This is a genomic window from Pseudoalteromonas sp. TAP-3C (genome assembly GCF_059888565.1).
In genome coordinates this window covers 2,789,097-2,807,244 of sequence record NZ_CM187618.1, presented here as the reverse complement: position 1 = coordinate 2,807,244, position 18,148 = coordinate 2,789,097, and the positions used below count along the sequence as shown (strand labels likewise).

The following is an 18,148-nucleotide window of genomic DNA, read 5'->3' as shown; positions in this document are numbered from 1 at the left end:
TTTAAGAATAAATCCGCTGATATTTTTCACCCAAGCAATCAACAATGGTTTGATTGCGCGGTTGCATATTCGCCACTATGGGTGGTTTATCTGGTATGTACATGATGATGATATGCTCGAAGCACTGGAACACCCAGCGTGCCGTGGGGCGTTGGCCCGGCTTGTATTTCATCGTGGGGAAGTAGCAGTCTTTCTCCACCAAGGTTTTACGGATTTGGTGCTCCAGCCCTGCATACACCATTAAGCAGCAGGTCATCACCATGAGTAAGGCTTCAATGCGTTCAGGCTTTTTAAGGTAAATGGCGCTGGTTAAGAAGTCGGGACTTTTTAAAAAGCGAAAGCCTTTTTCCACGTTTTGCTGCGCTTTGTAACTGCTCAACAAGCTGGCCATATCAAGGTGCTCGCTCACATCATTGGTGGCAATAATAAATAACCCTAATTGTTGCAACGCACTCTCCCGTGCCGCTAACAGTGTGCACAACACGCCTGTTATCTGATACTCGATACGCTCAGGTAACTGCCCTGCTTTAGGGCGTCCTGCTCCCTTAAAAATGGCTACTTCAACAACATTTGCATCCACATCACATACCGCTTGTTTACCTCGCCATTTTATAAGGGCGCTTTGTGCGTCATTTTGGCAAGCGAAGCGTTGTTGGCACAGTTTTTTAAAGCTTTTGCGGGCAACTTCTCCGGCTTTTAGCATACGCTTGTTCAGGTTATGCTGCTCTCGCTTATACGCCTGCTCACTGCGAATGAGTAGCCATTTTTGTTTCACCCCCCCGTATTCACTGTCATAACTCACGCCTTCATAGCCAGGTGAGATAGGGGTGAAATTCAAGTTAGGCGCTTGCTTAACAAGGGTTTTAGCTTCTTTGAGGGTTTGCGGTACCCGCGTAATGAACAGTTGGCCTTGAGTATGTAAATCTTTAATGGTTTCTTGCACATACAAGGCGGCATCGGCCACAAAGTAGCGGCTGGCTTGCGCGGCTTTTAAACTGCCAATATGTGCCTTTACAATCTGTTTAAAGCCTTCCATATCATTGCTGTTGCCACTGGCAGGCTTCATATAAACCGGAATGCCTGACTGGTTCTCACAGATAAGATTGAGTATCACTTGGTTGAGCTCAGGGCGATGGTCGCGCGAATAACCTTTCGCGATACGGATAGGTTTTGGTTCGTCATCATCAGGCTCGCTTGTCGCTTTGCCATCGTAATGAAAGCTTGTTGAATCAAGGTGTAAAGCTTCGGTTTGTAACCCTAATTTCTCTACCACCGCCTCACCCAATTGCTGATACAGCTTCGATACGCCGTATTCATATAAGGTGTCTAAACAGCGACCAAGCGCATCGTCGTTGATGTGCTCGGACTTTACGCCTTCACCAATTAATCTATCAAGCGGCTTGCCTTGAAAATACTCGCTGTACATATGCAGTGTGCGGCCAGTGAAACCTAGGCCGTTTAGCACCATAGCCAACACTAATTGACCACAACTGATGTTGCGCTCAGGCGCCACGCCACCGAGTGCGTTATCAATCATATCGACAAAACCTAGATCGTGACAAAATCCAGCAACTAAGCCGTGGTGTTCGAGTTTTTGGGCATAAGGGATAGACATAAATACGCGCTCTCAAAAGAGAGTAATAGATCAAATATAGGGATCGCCGTCAAGTATTTTTTAACAACAACAGTCTAACCGCTCAATTAATGAGCAGGTTTAATTCAAAATAGGGGTGCGGAATGACAGATTTAACGCTAATAAATTAGTTTGTTCAGCAATGGCTTGAATAACATCTAACACCGAAACAATACCTTGCACACTTTCTTCTAAAGTACCTATCACAGATGATGCTTCATCTAACTGTGCAACTAAGCTTTTAACTGCATTAATAGAGTTTAAAAATGCGTCATGCACTTTTTGGGCATCTTCATTGGCGCTTTCAGCAGAGCTTAGAGTTAATTTGGCATTACCCTCAATTTCTGACGCAGAAGAGGCCATTTGAGTGATTGCAGTGGCAATTTGGTCTGTTTCATTTTGTTGCTCTGTTAAGTAGCTAACTCCGTCGCCACTGGCGTTAGCAATATTAGTCGATACACTAAATGAGTCTTCAACAGATGCTTTTACATTGTTGATTAAATCTGCAATTTTGTGCTCAAACTGATTAAACGAATTAGCAAGCCTGCCTATTTCATCGTTGCGACGAACAATTATTTCTTGAGTTAAATCGCCGTCCCCATTGGCAATGGTTGCCATTTTTTCAGCAACTTCAGAGAGCGGTTGTGCTACTAGTTTTTTAAAAATATAAACAAGCACAGCCCCTAGTATAATCACTAATAATAAAACCTCGATTGCAGAAAATAGTGCAAGTTCGGTGAGTGCTTTTTCAATATGGGTGTATTCAACATGCAGGCTTAAAGTGCCTACTTTGTTGGGGGTGCCTGAATCATCAAATACAAGATCGCTTTGAATAACAGACGGTGTTTCATTACCGTCTGTTTGTACAAAAACTTGTCCATTTGTATCATAGATTGTTATTTTTGAAATGTTTTCAGAAGCAACCTCAGCGTTTATTAATTTATTAGCTAATGCTTCTTGAAAATTCCACATAGCATTGGGTAACGATAAGCCAATACGTTCTTCAGCGAGGCTAATTTCAGTATCAAGCTTTTGCTTGAGCTGTTTGCTTTGGTTGGTGTAATCGTAAACGCCAAAGCATAACAGTACCAACACCATAGCGCTTAATGTGGTAATAACGAGTCTAAATAAAATTGAACGAGTCAAAGGATACCCTTACTTTAAGTAGTTCGACATAATAGCGTCGACATCTATTTTTTCTAATCCTTGGTTGTATATTTGCTGCCATTTTTGTCCATCGGCATCGTTTCTAAATGCAATGTATAGGCTTTTGTTTTCAAGTAAATTGTCATTCATCGCTACTTTATCTTTAACACCCGCTAACGACTTGTCGGTATTTAATAAATAATTTAATACGTTTGAGTCAATAACGGCAGCGTCTATTCTACCAGCCGCTACTTTTTTAATATTTAAAACATCAGATGGCACCGCGTCACCTTGTATGGCACCAGAGGCTATCATGTCATCAAGTTCTTTGGTGTTAACATAGTCTTGCACTACACCAATGCGCTTGCCTTTTAAATCACCTACGGCTGAAAAACTAATTGGTTTTGCGCTATTTTGTAGCAGCCCAAGTGGCCCAGTGCCTGTTGGGTTCGAAAATACAAAATCAGCGGTGTCGTGCATGTACTCAGGAAAGTAACCCACATGTTTAGAGCCAGCTTGTGAGGCTGAATTTACCGCGCGCGACCACGGGAAAAAATCAACAACTAATTCATGGCCCTCGGCTTTAAATGCCGCTTTTGCTACAGCAACAGATGCGCCTTGTTGTTCAAGTGATTTATCAGCATAAGGCGGCCAAGCTAATGACGTTAAATAAACGGTATCGGCACAAACTAAGTTTGAAAAACCCAGTAATATTAATAATAGTAATGTTTTCATAGTGTAGCCTTAAAAGTTAAAAGTTCTTGATACTGAAAGAAGTATAGTCGAGTCACCATAGGTGTCTAAGTCTGTGTCTTCATAACTTGCTGACAAATTCCAGTCGTTAATAGTGTAATTTGCGCCAATGCGCCAATGTATGTAGTCATCATCTGCCTCCCACTGCCATTTGTCTTCATCATGGCTAATTGAATAGTCGGCGCCTACATCAATCGAAAAAACGTCATTAATCGGAAAATTATGGGTGAGCATCACAATGCTGTGGCCAGCGCCTGTACCAAAGTAATCCCAAGAATGCCAAAAGTTTAAATTAGTATTGCCATAGTTAAACTTAGCATATGTTTCTGCATAGTTATAATCGGAACTAAACCCTTTACCGTGATAGGTGTATTGCGCAATACCAATATCTAGGTTTATAGAATCGGTTAAGCTGGTGTAATAGCCGATGTAACCATCGGCCTCTATGTCAGTGCCTTCACCAAAATCAACATTTGAACCCCAAACACCAGCATACATTCCGCTGTCGCCTGCCCAATCAAAGCTTGCCTGTAATGCAGGGTCTTCTTGGGTTTGACTAACACCGTTAAATAAATAATCAGATACAAGGGTCACTGTGGCTGAGGTGGCAGCAAGCGTTGAGGTTGAGCATAATAACAGTGAACTAAACAGTATTTTTTTCATAAGGTTTCAACATGATGGCTAATAGTAAATTTAGTTTAGTACAGATTTGTTACTTTGTTGTGAAGTGACACCTACATTTTTTATTTTTTTATTAAAGATATAAACCTCTTATACAAATTAAGTTGGCGAATACCACCAGATTGTAACAAAAGGGGTACACGTAAGTAAAATTAAAGATTACTTTCACATTACCTGCACTTAACTGCTACTGAGCATTAGGAAAACCGAGTTGGCGCCAAGATTCATACACAAACACAGCCACTGCGTTGGATAAGTTCATACTGCGGCTATCAGCACGCATAGGAATGCGTACGCGCTGCTCTTTAGGTAATGCTTGAATCATCTCATCTGGCAAACCACGTGTTTCAGGGCCAAACACCAAACAATCGCCTGCCTCATACTGTGCTTGATGATGAAACTGACTGCCTTTGGTGGTGCAGGCATATACTTTTTTAGGCTGGCATTTTGCTAAATAATCTTCAAAACACGCATGGCGCTGTACATGGCTAAATTCATGATAATCAAGGCCCGCGCGTTTTACGCGTTTATCGTCCCACTCAAATCCTAATGGCTCAATTAAGTGCAATGCGTAGCCAGTGTTGGCGCATAAGCGAATGATATTACCGGTATTAGGTGGAATTTCAGGTTGGTATAAAACGATGTCGAGCATAGTGGCCTCAAGGTAAAATTTTCTGTGTTGAGTATACACGAACAATAAATAAAAAATGATATACTGTTGTTATTAAATATAATTTGAAGCAGATAAATACGTGCACAATCGCAGTTATGAATTTTGGGTTAAAGCCTCAAGCATAGTCGCTATGGTCATGGTCAGTTTAATGATTGCGACCAAAGCGTGGGCGTGGCTTGCGTCGGGTTCAGCCTCTATGCTTGGCTCACTGACTGATTCATTAATGGATATTACGGCAACGTTTATGAGCTTTTTAGTGCTATCGTATGCACTGCGCCCCGCTGATGACGACCACCGATTTGGTCACGGTAAAGCAGAAGCGTTAGCAGGCCTTGGGCAAGCTGCATTTATTGCAGGCTCTGGTTGTTTATTGGCGTTTCATGGTATTGAGCGGTTAATTAACCCCGTAGAGCTTAAACACTCATTACTTGGCGTGTGGGTGAGTATTTTTGCTATTGTGTGCACGTTAGTGATTGTATTTGTGCAAAATAAAGTAGTGAAACACACAGAGTCAATTGCCATTAAAGCCGACTCAGTGCATTACAAAGGCGATTTAATTTTAAACGCGGCGGTACTACTTGCTATTTTGCTTGCTTATTATGGTGTGCTGTATGCCGATCCTCTTTTTGCCATTGGCGTTGCCGGTTACTTGCTTTATAACAGTTGGGATATAGCAACACAAAGCGCCGACCATTTAATGGATAAAGAGCTTCCAGATGAAGAAAAACAGCGCATTTTTGAAATAGCGCATGCGCATGCCGATGTACACGGCGTGCATGATATTCGTACTCGCCAAGGCGGTAAGGTTAAGTTTATTCAACTGCATTTGGAACTTGATGACAATTTAGCGCTTATTCGTGCCCATAAAGTGGCCGATGAAGTAGAGCGGTTGCTCACTGATCAATTTGAATCCGAAGTAGATATTTTGATTCACCTAGACCCACTATCGCTTAATCGTTAGTGATTCGCAAAATTTATACAAGCTCGTCAGAAGTGGTTGGCGAATTTCATCGCGCTCAAAAAACAGTTCATGCTTAGCGCCCTCAAAGCGTTTAATTAGTGTGTTTTTATGCCGACTAGCCATTTTATCTTGTGCGGTGTTATCAACCACCTGATCTTTTTCTGCGCTGGCAATAAATAACGGCGTAGTTATCGATAATTTATCGAGCGCTTTAATAAACTTAAAACTTGCATTTAACCAGCCATAAGTTACTCCACCTAATTGCAATAACGGCGTTTGCTGATAAGTGTCTCTAAAATGCGTATAACGTATTTGGCTACTGGTTAACGTATTAAGCGCAAACTCTTCAGGTGAGTAATCGCTTTGCCCTAGCGCATAACATCCTGAAAACCCAAAGAATGACGCACTCGCAGCGATAAACTGTGCAATCGGTTTTGGTATTCCTTTGGTGTAAATATCAAACATAGGGGCAGATAAAAACGCACCATTAAAATTATGTTTATAACGCGCTAAATAATCAAAAGCGATAGCGCCCCCCATAGAGTGACTTAACAACACCTTTTTGCCTTGCCAATGAGGGTTTACCACTTCAAGGTTAAATTGGTTGAGGTCGCGACTATAATCTGCAAATTGTTTTACATAGCCTTTGTGTGAGTTTTTTAACAATCGGTAAGAGCGTCCTTGGCCTTGATGATCAACAATAAACACAGCAACGTTATTAGCATAAAGCTCCCATAGCAGCTCTTTGTATTTATCAAGCCCTTCAATGCGTCCAGCGCTAATGACCACAGCCGTATGCGCATGCTCAGGTATTGCAAAGGCATAAAATAACGCCCCAGCGGGCGTGGTTAAATAGGCCTTTTTGAGGGTGTTAATATAAAAACTATTAATTGCAGGTAAGTTATTTTCCAGCTCACTTTCGGTGCTATAAAACATGGTCTCTCTTTTGTAATGGTAAACTTACCTCAACGCATAACCCGCCCGCGTCTTTATTTGATAAGATTAAATTTCCGCCATGGGCAATGATCGCATTTTTTGCAATGGCTAAGCCCAGCCCGGTGCCACCACTAACACGGTCGCGAGCATTCGATTGCCTAAAAAAGGGCTCACAGAGCTTGTCAAGTTGCGCTTCAGGGACGCCTAGGCCGTCATCACATATTTGTACAGTGATGGTATCACTGTGTTTTAAGGTGATGCTAATAGTATGGTGTGCATATTTAATGGCATTGCGCAAAATGTTCTCTAGGGCACTGGCAATCAGCATTTCGTCGCAATCTATTTCTACCTCTACATTACCTTGTACAAGTAAGGTTTTATTGTGCTGTTTTGCCTCAAACTGAGCGTCATTAATAACCTGATCTACAATAACTTGCAACGACTGGGCTTGCAGTGAAAGGGGTTGGCTATTGGCTTCTAATCGCGATACCTGTAATACATCTGCTATCATTTTATCGAGTTGGTTAGCCTCTTTCTCAATACGCACTAAATAAGACTGACTGGTTTCATTAGCGTGCATTTGGGCTAGTCCGGTCGCCATTTTTAAGCGTGTTAAAGGAGATCGCAACTCATGCGATATATCAGCAAGCAAGCGTTTTTGCGCACTTAATAATTGTTCTAGCTGGTCTGCCATGCGGTTAAAATCGCGCCCTAAAATGCCTAACTCGTCTTTGCGCTGGCTATTTATCTCTGCGCGCGCAGTTAAGTCACCACGAGAGAGTTTAACTGCCGCGTGTTTTAAACTATTAATTGGGGCTATTAAATTACGGCTAAATAAAAAGCTTAACGTGAGAGAGGCAATAATCGCGATCGAAATTTTTAGCCACCCAGGGAGTAACTTTAAGCGAATAAACAGCGGGCGTTGTTGGTCTATATTTATTTCATAAAGATCAAATTCACCTTCGGGCACTTCAATTCGTACAGGGCCAAAAGCTTGATAATACTCAGTAAAAATAATTTGCGGCGCCATGCCTTCACTAAAGTTCAGTAAGCTTAGGTCAATATGACTATCTATATTTTCACTGGTAAAGTGAGTGTCTGCTTGCACTTGGTTTAAATACAGTAATTTACTTTTTGCTAAGCGCGGGTGAGTAATAATGTCATTAACGGAGCGTTTGTGCTTATTTGCGCTGCGCTCAATGGCCTTTGCTAAGTATGCGAGGTTTTTTTGCATGGGCCCTTGCAGCGACTCGTGACTAATCGCATTGATCAGCGAAATGTTACTCAAAAAAAACAGCGCCGTGAAAGTACCAATAATAGTCAACCAAAACCAAGCAAACACTTTAAAAAACAAATAATGCCGTGGGTGATACAGCCAATTAAAACGAGGAAGTTTACTCTCCTTGAATAAAGACATAACCAGTTCCTCGAATAGTTTTAATTTTTTCGCCCTCGATATGCTCGGCTATTTTCTTACGAATATTGCTCACGTGCATATCAATAGAGCGGTCAAAAGAGGCTAAACGCCTTCCTAATACATCTTCGCTTATCTTTTCTTTACTAATAACATGCGGCGCTTGTTTTACCAATAAAGTCAGTATTTCATATTCGGTGCCAGTAAGGGTTAAAGCAGTCCCTTTTACACTGGCTTCACGTGTCACAAAATTAACCGTAACGCCATTTAAACAGCGCTTTTTGTTGTTACTGCCAAGGCTATTAATATGCTCAATACGGCGGGTAATGGCTTTAACACGAGCAAGTAGCTCGCGGTGATTAAAGGGTTTAGCAATATAATCGTCAGCACCAAGCTCTAAACCAAAAATCCTGTCAAAGTCTTCACCCTTAGCGGTAAGCATAATAACTGGCGTTAATTTAGTGTGTCTGAGTTGCTTTAATACTTCAAAGCCATCGATAGAAGGTAACATAACATCAAGTAATATAAGTGCATAATCCTTGTGTAAAGCAAGCTCCAAGCCCTGCTGACCGTCATGTATGGTTTCTATGCTAAAACCTTGTGCGCTTAGGTACTCGCTCAATAACTCGCATAAACCGGTATCATCATCAATCATTAATAGTTTCATTTATAAAGCCTTACGCGCTGTTTTAGGGTTTTTATTTTACGTGTTTAATACACCAAAAATGAATCTTTACACAACCTTTACACTGCTTTGCGTTACTTTGCATTGCATTAGTTATAGTTAACCTACTGGCTTAGCAGCCAACCACCAACCCACTATTAAGGTAATCATTATGACTAAAGTAAACATGCTATCAAAACTGGCACTTATTTGTGGCTTAGCAACAGTAACGCTAAGTGCGGGTAATGTGTTAGCAAAAGGCGAAGGCCATAAACAAGATCACTCTCACGCACGTTTTTTACTTTCAGAGCGAGCAGCTGATAAACTTTCGCTGACTGAAGATCAACAAACACAGCTAAAAACCATTTTTGCCAAGCAAAAAACACAAATGCAAGCACTAAGAGGGGCTAATAAAGAAACCCGTAAAGCCATGCGTGCAGCGCATAAAGAAAAAAAAGACGTGTTACTGTCAGCCCCCACATTTGATGAAAACGCAGCCAAAGAACTACTTGCCGAGCGCCAATTAAAAGCTGAGCAAATGGGATTAATTAAACTTAAAACACAGCATCAGGTTATGCAACTACTCAATAGTGAGCAAAAAGAAAAGTTAGCTAAAATGCAACAGCGCCATAGGTAGATTTTAGGTGCCAGACTCGGGTTTTAGGTGCGAACCCCGTAGCCCGACACTCGTAGCTTTTATAAACACCTGCGCGGTAAACCCGCTGCTACAAATGAGCAACACTCCACGTAGCAGCGACTTTATGTCGCGTCTTTTTTTGGGTAAAGGTTAAAAATTATGGGTTAAGAGACGCGGGGTAAACCCGGGCTACAAATTAGCACCACTCCACGTAGCAGCGACTTTATGTCGCGTTTTTTTTGAGTAAAAGGTTAAATTTACGGGTTACGAGACGCGGGGTAAACCCGCTGCTACAAATTAGCACTACTCCACGTAGCAGCGACTTTATGTCGCGTCTTTTTTTGGGTAAAAGGGTAAAATTACGAGTTACGAGACGCGGGGTAAACCCGCTGCTACAAATTAGCACCACTCCACGTAGCAGCGACTTTATGTCGCGTCTTTTTTTGGGTAAAAGGGTAAAATTATGGGTTACGAGACGCGGGGTAAACCCGCTGCTACAAATGAGCACCACTCCACGTAGCAGCGACTTTATGTCGCGTCTTTTTTTGGGTAAAAGGGTAAAATTACGGGTTAAGAGACGCGGGGTGAACCCGCTGCTACTGGTATAAAAAACCTTGCGATGTTAACGCCAAGGTTTTTAAACTTCTCGAACCTCGAACCTCGAACCTCGAACCTCGAACCTCGAACCTCGAACCTCGAACCTCGAACCTTTAAAAATTATTTAAAAAAATCATCTTGGTTTTTAGCCATCATCGCCTCAATGTCTTCAATCATATCTTGATTGAATTCATCGGCGGCGGTTAAAGGCGCTGAAATTTTATTATTTTCAAACGACCATTCACCTAAATCAATAAGTTGGCAGCGCTTTGAGCAAAAAGGGCGATACGGGCTTTGCTCTGACCATTCTACCTTTGCTTTGCAGCTTGGGCAGTTAACAATTGTTGGCATATACATCTCTTAAAAATGGGATAATTTACAGTAAAGCAAGTAGCTTATTCTAAAATTTAAAATCTAAAACCTAAAAACTAGTCACACGATTTATCTCAGCCAGTGAGGTTACCCCCTCTGCCGCTTTACGAATACCCGACAAACGCAAATTATTAAACCCTGATTTAAGTGACACCTCCGCTATTTCTAGTGAGTTACCACCGCGCATTATAATTTGTGCAATTTCAGGGGTGATTTTCATAACTTCGTAAATACCAACCCGGCCTTTGTAGCCATCAGTACAGTGTTCACAGCCTTTTGGCGTGTATAAAACCATGTCTTGTATTTGCTGCTCATTAAAGCCCTGGCGTATTAGTTCTTCAGGCGGCAACTGCTCTGGGGTTTTACATTTAGAACACAATCTACGCGCTAAACGCTGGGCTATAATTAAACTAATTGAGCTGGCTACATTATACGCGGGTACGCCCATATTTAACAAACGGGTAATGGTTTCAGGTGCTGAGTTGGTGTGCAGCGTTGAAAGCACCAAGTGGCCTGTTTGCGCCGCTTTAATAGATATTTCGGCGGTTTCTAAATCACGTATTTCACCCACCATTACCACATCGGGATCTTGGCGTAAAAACGCCCGCAGTGCATTAGCAAAAGTCATATCGGCTTTAGGATTAATTTGTACCTGATTGATCCCTTCAAGGTTAATTTCAACCGGGTCTTCGGCGGTGCTAATATTGCGCTCTGGCTGGTTGAGTATATTTAGGCCGGTATAAAGAGATACCGTTTTACCTGAGCCTGTAGGCCCAGTTACAAGTATCATCCCTTGAGGTTGTTCTAACGCATCAAGGTAAAGCTTTTTTTGCTCGGGTTCATAACCAAGCACATCAATCCCTAACATGGCGCTGGACGAGTCAAGTATCCGCATCACCATTTTTTCGCCCCACAAGGTAGGCATTGAACTCACCCGAAAATCAATACTTTTACGCTCGGTAATTTTTAGTTTAATACGGCCATCTTGGGGTTTACGTTTTTCGGCAATATCAAGGCGCGCCATGACTTTTATTCGCGCCGATAGCTTAGTTGCTAAAGTGTTAGGGGGATTGGCCACCTCATGCAAAATACCGTCAATTCTAAAGCGAATCCGGTACTTGTGTTCATAAGGTTCAAAGTGTAAATCTGAGGCGCCTTTTTTTATTGCATCCATTAAAATTTTATTAATGTAGACAATAATAGGCGCATCGTCGTTATCATCGCTTGTTGTTGTGGTTTCTTTTTTTTGCTCGGCGTCTAAATCAGCAAATTCTTTAAATTCTTCATCTGTTAATTCTAGGCTGCCTGCTGCATCAAGTAGCTGCTCAATCTTATTATTAAGCTGCACATAATCAACCACTATAACTTCGCACGACAAGCCGGTGCTAAACTCAAAGTTTTCAAAGGCGCCGTAATCAGTCGGATCGGAGGCAGCAATATATACCTTTCTGCCTTTTTGAACCAAAGGCAGTATATGGTGTTTACGAATCAGTTTTTCTTTAACTAGCTCAGCCGGTATTTTTGCAACATTAAAATCGCGTAAATCAAAAAAAGGCACTCTAAACAAGTCAACACATTGCTGGGCTAAATCTATGCTGTCTATTTTGGCGCATTTACAAAGCAGCTCGGCGGTTGAGGTAAATTCTTGCTGTTTTGCTTTTACAGTATCGGCTTCAATACGGCCAAGGGTAATAAATTTTCTTAATAACGGTGAGTTAATATTCATTGCGCACCTGATTGAGTCTTTCACTATTTGCAATTTATCAGAAAAAAGAAAGGATTACATTAATCGTGCCAATCCAAGTCATGTTTACTGATAAAAACACCCGTTTATTAGTTATACTTTAGCGCTTGCTAAGCGTAAATAATACTGATGCAGCTTAAGTAAGTCTTGTTTAACGTCATTTAAATCGCGGTTATTATCTAAAATATCGTCGGTTTTTTGTTGCTTATGCTCCCGAGACAGTTGCGCGTTTATAATTTGCTGTGCTTGTTCAGTGCTAATATTGTCACGTTGTATAGTGCGTGCTATTTGTACCTCTAAAGGCACATCAATTAGCAAAGTACGATTGCAGTAGCTATCAAGCTGGTTTTCAAATAATAAGGGAGCCACTAATATTACATAGTCACTTTGCGCACTGTTTAAATCACTAATAAGTTGAGCGCGTATTAACGGGTGTAAAAGGGCGTTAAGCCATGTTTTTTGTGCTGGGTTACTAAAAATCCGCGTTCGCAATTCGCTGCGGTTTAATGTGCCATGCTCATTAAGTATTTCATTGCCAAAATGCGCGGTAATGGCTTTTAGGCCTTTGCTACCGGGTTTAACTACGTGGCGCGCAATAATATCAGCATCAACAATGGTTATACCCAGCTCAGCTAACATATCGCTTACTGCGGTTTTACCACAGCCAATGCCGCCCGTAAGCCCCAGCACCCAGTTATTTGTATGGTTTTGTGTATTGCTCATTGTTAGTAACCAATCAAGTTAAAATAGCTGTTTTGCAGCTGCGTGCCCCACAGCATAGTGATCCACCCAGCTATTGCTAAATAAGGCCCAAAAGGAATCGGGGTGGCTTTGTCTTTGCCTTGAATGCTCAATAGCGCAATACCAATCACAGCGCCCACCACGCTCGAGAGTAAAATAATACTCAATAGCGCTTGCCAGCCTAATAACGCCCCAAATACCGCCAGTAATTTAAAGTCGCCATAGCCCATGCCTTCCTTGCCGGTTATTAATTTAAACAGCCAAAAAACGCTCCATAAACTTAAATAGCCACACGCCGCACCAATAATGGCGTCGCTTGGGGCAAGGGTGTAGCCCATCACCGACGCTAATAGCGCTAACCACAAAAGCGGTAAAGTGAGCTGATCGGGCAGTAGCATGTGGTCAATATCAATAAAGGTTAATGCAACTAAAACCCACGTAATGAAAACATATAGCAAAGCCTGCTCTGTTGCACCAAAAGTATAGGCCACAATTAAGCTTAAAACCGCAGTCAGCATTTCAACAATTGGATAGCGAATTGAAATTGGATTACTGCAACTAGCGCAGCGACCTTTTAAAAATAACCAGCTAATCACTGGAATATTTTGCCATGGTTTAATGGCTGCCTTGCATTTAGGGCAAGTAGAGTTGGGTTTAATTAAGTTAAATTCAGCGTTTGTATTATCAGCGTTTGTGGGTTTTAAATCATCAGCCAATAAAGTGCGGCATTCAGTTTGCCACTCGCGTTGCATCATCAGTGGTAAGCGGTATATCACTACATTTAAAAAACTACCTACACATAAGCTCACTAAGCCAATAGTGGTTAAATAAAACCACAGTTGGCTTTGCATTACGGTGATTATATCAATAAAAAAAGTCTGCATTTATTTACCTAAAAAACGACTAAAATTGGCATTTACGTCGGTAGCAGCGGGTTTACCCCGCGTCTCGTAATTCGTAACTTTACCCTTTTACATAAGGAAAGACGCGACATAAAGTCGCTGCTACGTGGAGTATTACACATTTGTAGCAGCGGGTTTACCCCGCGTCTTGTAACCCGTAAATTTTACCCTTTTACATAAGGAAAGACGCGATATAAAGTCGCTGCTACGTGGAGCGTTACACATTTATAGCAGCGGGTTTACCCCGCGTCTTGTAATTCGTAAATTTTAACCTTTTACCCTTTTGCCCAAGGAAAGACGCGACATAAAGTCGCTGCTACGTGGAGTATTACACATTTGTAGCAGCGGGTTTACCCCGCGTCTCGTAATTCGTAACTTTTAACCTTTTACCCAAGGAAAGACGCGACATAAAGTCGCTGCTACGTGGGGGGTTGCTCATTTGTAGCAGCGGGTTTACCCCGCGTCTCGTAATTCGTAACTTTTAACCCTTTTACATAAGGAAAGACGCGACATAAAGTCGCTGCTACGTGGAGTATTACACATTTGTAGCAGCGGGTTTACCCCGCGTCTCGTAATTCGTAACTTTACCCTTTTACACAAGGAAAGACGCGACATAAAGTCGCTGCTACGTGGTTAAATAACCGAACCTAATTGGAAAATAGGTAGGTACATAGCCACAATTAAGCCGCCCACTAATACGCCAAGTACTGCCATTATTAATGGCTCTAACAAGCTTGATAAACCATCTACCGCGTCATCTACTTCTTGCTCGTAAATGGTGGCGACTTTTGCCAGCATGCCATCGAGCGATCCCGACTCTTCGCCAATGGCGACCATTTGAATAACCATATCGGGGAATATTTTAGAATTTCGCATCGCCCAGTTCATTTGATTCCCTGAGCTCACCTCGGCTTTTATTTCTAAAATAGCATAGCGGTATACCGCGTTGCCTGAAGCGCCGGCCGCAGAGTCGAGTGCATCAACCAAAGGCACACCCGCCGCAAAGGTGGTCGAAAGCGTACGGGCATAACGCGCCACCGCCGCTTTATTAAGTATCATGCCTATTACCGGGAGTTTAAGTATTACTCGGTCGGTGGCATCGCGCAGTTTTAAGCTTCTCAGCTTGGCTTCTTTAAAAATATAAGCAAATGCCACTAAAGCAATAAGTATCATCCACCACGATTTTTGCATAAATTCAGAAATAGCAATAACAAATAACGTAAAGGCGGGGAGCTCGGCGCCAAAGCCGTCAAAAATTTCTTGAAATTGCGGCACCACAAACACCAGCAATATAGAGGTAACAATAAGCGCCACCACCAACACGGCTATGGGGTAAAACATGGCTTTTTTAATTTTTGATTTTAACGCTTCCGATTTTTCTTTGTATAGGGCTACGCGGTCAAATATTTTATCAAGCGAGCCCGACTGCTCACCCGAGGCGACTAAATCGCAATATAAGTCGTCAAAATAACGGGGGTATTTTCTAAGCGAATCAGACAGCGGCTGCCCGGCTTTTACTTCATCGCCAATGGCGCTCATTAATTTGCTCACGCTTTTATTGGTAGAGCCAGATGCTATCATCTCAATCGATTGAATTAGCGGCACGCCCGCCATCAGCATAGTGGCAATTTGCCGCGTGACCAAGGCAATGTCTTTTGGGGTGATTTTTTGTACACTTGCTAGGCCAAACAACGGCTTGGCTTTACGTTTAACTTTGGAGGGGGTAATGCCTTGTTTACGTAGTTGCGCCTTAACTAGTGCAATACTGGAGCCACTCAGCTCACCTTCTAGCTTTTTACCACGTGCACTCACCCCAACCCATTGAAAAATGTCTAAGCCTTTATCTTCTTTTTTTGCCATTTTAGAGCCTAGTCATATAAACTTGAAGTTAAAAATATAAAGCAGGGCTGACCCTGCTTTACAAAATACTATTGGCAGAAGTTTGCAGCTTTACAAGTTCCTGTTTGCTCAAATTGTGTTGAGCCGCCATCTATTGAAGGAGTAACTTTCCATGTGTAACCTCCAGCATTTGCTTTTGCAGTTACTGTTATTACTGCATCTTCAACTACTAAGGTATCGATTGCTGCTGGTAAAGCGCTTGGAATTGCAGGAATTCCTTTTGTTCCTGCTGTACAGCCAGTTAGAACTCCACCATTTTCTTGAATACAGAGTGTCACAGCTGTTTTATAACCTTCACCAACTGAAACAGCTTCAGCGAAGCGTGCTTTTTTTGTGTAATCTTGATAAGCAGGCAGTGCGATTGCTGCTAAAATACCGATGATTGCTACTACAATCATTAATTCTATTAGGGTAAAACCCTTTTGGTTTTGTGTCATTGTTTGCATAATTCCTCTCCTAAAGGATGAACTTAATGTTTAATTTTAAATGGTAAATGTTTAATTATAAATGGTTAATATTTAGTTTGCTGGGCTTTTTATTAAGTTAAGTTTAATAAAGTGTTAAAAACAATCCTTTAAGACTAATTTAAAGTGTTTTTGTAAACACTGTCAATAAAATAGCACAACAAATCACTAAATAGTCGCGTTTTACTTAAATCGGGTCGATAAATCGCATCGACAGGTCGATTGACTGTAGGTTTTTTGTTAGTGCCCCGCTGGAAATAAAGTCTACCCCCGCTTGCGAGTAGGCTTTTAAGGTTTCTAACGTCATATTGCCCGATACCTCAAGCTTAGCGCGTTTATTGGTTATGGCTACGGCTTGGCGTATTTGCTCAACGCTAAAGTTATCCAGCATTATAATATCAGCACCGGCACTAATGGCTTGATCTAGCTCAATAAGTGACTCAACTTCTACTTCTATGGGTTTATCGGCATGATTAAGCTTAGCGTGAGCTACGGCGTTATTGATCCCGCCACAGGCGGCTATGTGGTTTTCTTTAATTAAAAACGCGTCAAACAACCCTATGCGATGGTTAGCCCCGCCGCCACATTTTACCGCGTATTTTTGCAGCGCTCTAAGCCCCGGAATGGTTTTACGGGTATCGAGTAATTGGGTGCTTGTGCCGCTAAGCTCTTTTACATAACGCGCTGTGGTGGTGGCTGTGCCAGAGAGCGTTTGCACAAAATTAAGCGCGGTACGCTCGGCGGTTAAAATAGCCCGCGCTGAGCCTTTTGCAGTAAACAAGGTACTGTTTGCAGCGGCAAAGTCGCCATCGTTTATTAGCACATTGACACTAACGCTTGGGTCGACTTGTTTAAACACTTCAATAATAAGGTCTTTACCACAAAAAATGCAGTCTTCACGGGTGATCACTTTGGCATTGGCTTGCTCTGCTTGAGGAATAAGTTGCGCGGTAATATCGCCTTGTTCAGCGCTTTGATAATTTAGGTCTTCATCGAGGGCAAGTTTAACCAGTTGGCTTAATAGACTGTGTGGAATAGACATTACAAAAGCTCATTACAATTAGGAAATTACGTAAATTTTACATGGTTTACTCGTTAATGAGAAGCACAGGGTGCGGTAGCAGCGATTTTATATCGCGTCAGGGTTTATAGCGGTATGAAATAAAAATATAAAAAACGCGGGGTGAACCCGCTGCTACATATATGTGATATTTCACGTAGCAGCGACTTTATGTCGCGTTAAGGTTTATCAAAGCATAAAATAAAAAACACAAAAAACGCGGGGTGAACCCGCTGCTACATATTGGGTGTAATATTAAACATATACACAATCCCAATAAGGGTAATTTGCAACGTTGGTTACTAACTTTGCTCTCAAAGGGTTAGCAATAATATAACGTGCGTTTGCTATTAGATCTTCTTCATCACGAATTAAATGGTCGTAAAATCCCTTTTGCCACAATTTATAAATTCCAAACTTATAAAAACTAGCGGCGGTTCTCCCTTTTAAAAGGCGAATAATATTAGAAAGTGTATTATTAGGAAGGATTTGAAATTGCCAATGTAAGTGATCTGGCATAATAACGAATGCGATCGACTTTATCCGTTGCTCTTGTTCTAAATGTTGCATATGTGATACTAAACAACGATTTAAGTTAAGTTTGGTGAAAATTAGATTACGATGATAAGTGACTAAAGTAACACTATAATAATGGTTAGAAAGCGAGACTCTCCCCTTGCGTAGTTTATAAGCCTTATTCATAGCGAGTCCTTGCATATAAATAATTAAAGTGTAGCAGCGACTTTATGTCGCGCCAGGGTTTATCAAAGCATAAAACAAAAAACACAAATAAACGCGGGATGAACCCGCTGCTGCAAATGTGTGATATTTCAGGTAGCAGCGACTTTATGTCGCATCAGGGTTTATCAAA

18 protein-coding genes are annotated in these 18,148 nt (G+C 41.7%); 2 read left to right on the top strand and 16 right to left on the bottom strand.

The genetic code is table 11. From position 1 onward, the window contains the following. Position 1: 1 nt before the first annotated feature. The 5 genes from AC6H44_RS13185 to trmL all read right to left on the bottom strand — a co-directional run bounded on the left by AC6H44_RS13185 (position 2) and on the right by trmL (position 4,865). Positions 2-1,615, bottom strand: coding sequence for an IS1634 family transposase (locus AC6H44_RS13185; protein ID WP_500736039.1), 1,614 nt, complete (start codon positions 1,613-1,615; stop codon positions 2-4). 99 nt (positions 1,616-1,714) lie between these two features. Continuing rightward, entirely contained in the window at positions 1,715-2,779 is a 1,065-nt protein-coding gene (locus tag AC6H44_RS13180; protein WP_500736038.1) for a methyl-accepting chemotaxis protein, read from the bottom strand. Positions 2,780-2,788: 9 nt separating this feature from the next. Further along, positions 2,789-3,514, bottom strand: a complete 726-nt coding sequence (locus AC6H44_RS13175) for a substrate-binding periplasmic protein (protein ID WP_500736036.1) — start codon at positions 3,512-3,514, stop codon at positions 2,789-2,791. A 9-nt stretch (positions 3,515-3,523) separates the two neighbouring features. Next, positions 3,524-4,195 carry a TorF family putative porin gene (locus AC6H44_RS13170; protein WP_500736034.1) on the bottom strand — a complete coding sequence of 224 codons (672 nt, stop codon included), beginning with the start codon at positions 4,193-4,195 and terminating at the stop codon, positions 3,524-3,526. Positions 4,196-4,400: 205 nt separating this feature from the next. Further along, positions 4,401-4,865, bottom strand: coding sequence for a tRNA (uridine(34)/cytosine(34)/5-carboxymethylaminomethyluridine(34)-2'-O)-methyltransferase TrmL (gene trmL, locus AC6H44_RS13165; protein ID WP_500736033.1), 465 nt, complete (start codon positions 4,863-4,865; stop codon positions 4,401-4,403). 100 nt (positions 4,866-4,965) lie between these two features. Here trmL and AC6H44_RS13160 point away from each other — a divergent pair, with 100 nt between their 5' ends. Continuing rightward, positions 4,966-5,847: a cation diffusion facilitator family transporter gene (locus AC6H44_RS13160; protein WP_500736032.1), complete on the top strand. Its 882-nt coding sequence runs from the start codon at positions 4,966-4,968 to the stop codon at positions 5,845-5,847. Here AC6H44_RS13160 and AC6H44_RS13155 read toward each other — a convergent pair. From AC6H44_RS13155 to AC6H44_RS13145, 3 genes are read right to left on the bottom strand one after another with little or no spacing between them, the layout of a single operon-like run. Beyond that, on the bottom strand, positions 5,830-6,783 hold the full coding sequence (locus AC6H44_RS13155) for an alpha/beta fold hydrolase (RefSeq protein WP_500736031.1): 954 nt from the start codon (positions 6,781-6,783) through the stop codon (positions 5,830-5,832). The genes AC6H44_RS13160 and AC6H44_RS13155 overlap by 18 nt on opposite strands. Further along, positions 6,773-8,200, bottom strand: a complete 1,428-nt coding sequence (locus AC6H44_RS13150; RefSeq protein ID WP_500736029.1) for an ATP-binding protein — start codon at positions 8,198-8,200, stop codon at positions 6,773-6,775. The genes AC6H44_RS13155 and AC6H44_RS13150 overlap by 11 nt, the downstream gene beginning before the upstream one ends. Beyond that, positions 8,178-8,864 carry a response regulator gene (locus AC6H44_RS13145; protein ID WP_500736028.1) on the bottom strand — a complete coding sequence of 229 codons (687 nt, stop codon included), beginning with the start codon at positions 8,862-8,864 and terminating at the stop codon, positions 8,178-8,180. Before AC6H44_RS13145 ends, AC6H44_RS13150 begins: the two co-directional genes overlap by 23 nt. A gap of 169 nt (positions 8,865-9,033) precedes the next feature. On the opposite strand from AC6H44_RS13145, the gene AC6H44_RS13140 reads away from it, so the two are divergent. After that, the gene (locus tag AC6H44_RS13140; RefSeq protein WP_500736027.1) at positions 9,034-9,498 is read left to right on the top strand and encodes a Spy/CpxP family protein refolding chaperone; all 465 of its coding nucleotides are present in this window, start codon (positions 9,034-9,036) and stop codon (positions 9,496-9,498) included. Between the two features lie 717 nt (positions 9,499-10,215). On the opposite strand, the gene yacG is transcribed toward AC6H44_RS13140, so the two are convergent. The 8 genes from yacG to AC6H44_RS13100 form a co-directional block, all read right to left on the bottom strand. Further along, entirely contained in the window at positions 10,216-10,446 is a 231-nt protein-coding gene (gene yacG, locus AC6H44_RS13135; RefSeq protein WP_500736025.1) for a DNA gyrase inhibitor YacG, read from the bottom strand. A 70-nt stretch (positions 10,447-10,516) separates the two neighbouring features. Further along, on the bottom strand, positions 10,517-12,193 hold the full coding sequence (gene pilB / locus AC6H44_RS13130) for a type IV-A pilus assembly ATPase PilB (RefSeq protein WP_500736024.1): 1,677 nt from the start codon (positions 12,191-12,193) through the stop codon (positions 10,517-10,519). 111 nt (positions 12,194-12,304) lie between these two features. Then, positions 12,305-12,934, bottom strand: coding sequence for a dephospho-CoA kinase (gene coaE, locus AC6H44_RS13125; protein ID WP_500736022.1), 630 nt, complete (start codon positions 12,932-12,934; stop codon positions 12,305-12,307). Positions 12,935-12,936: 2 nt separating this feature from the next. Further along, positions 12,937-13,836, bottom strand: a complete 900-nt coding sequence (locus AC6H44_RS13120; protein ID WP_500736021.1) for a prepilin peptidase — start codon at positions 13,834-13,836, stop codon at positions 12,937-12,939. Between the two features lie 651 nt (positions 13,837-14,487). After that, positions 14,488-15,714, bottom strand: coding sequence for a type II secretion system F family protein (locus AC6H44_RS13115; protein ID WP_500736019.1), 1,227 nt, complete (start codon positions 15,712-15,714; stop codon positions 14,488-14,490). 68 nt (positions 15,715-15,782) lie between these two features. Further along, entirely contained in the window at positions 15,783-16,190 is a 408-nt protein-coding gene (locus tag AC6H44_RS13110) for a pilin (protein ID WP_500738434.1), read from the bottom strand. A 214-nt stretch (positions 16,191-16,404) separates the two neighbouring features. Continuing rightward, the gene (gene nadC / locus AC6H44_RS13105) at positions 16,405-17,259 is read right to left on the bottom strand and encodes a carboxylating nicotinate-nucleotide diphosphorylase (protein ID WP_500736017.1); all 855 of its coding nucleotides are present in this window, start codon (positions 17,257-17,259) and stop codon (positions 16,405-16,407) included. 273 nt (positions 17,260-17,532) lie between these two features. Further along, positions 17,533-17,979 (bottom strand): REP-associated tyrosine transposase, encoded by a 447-nt coding sequence (locus AC6H44_RS13100; protein WP_500736015.1) that lies wholly within the window; start codon positions 17,977-17,979, stop codon positions 17,533-17,535. Between the last annotated feature and the right edge of the window lie 169 nt (positions 17,980-18,148).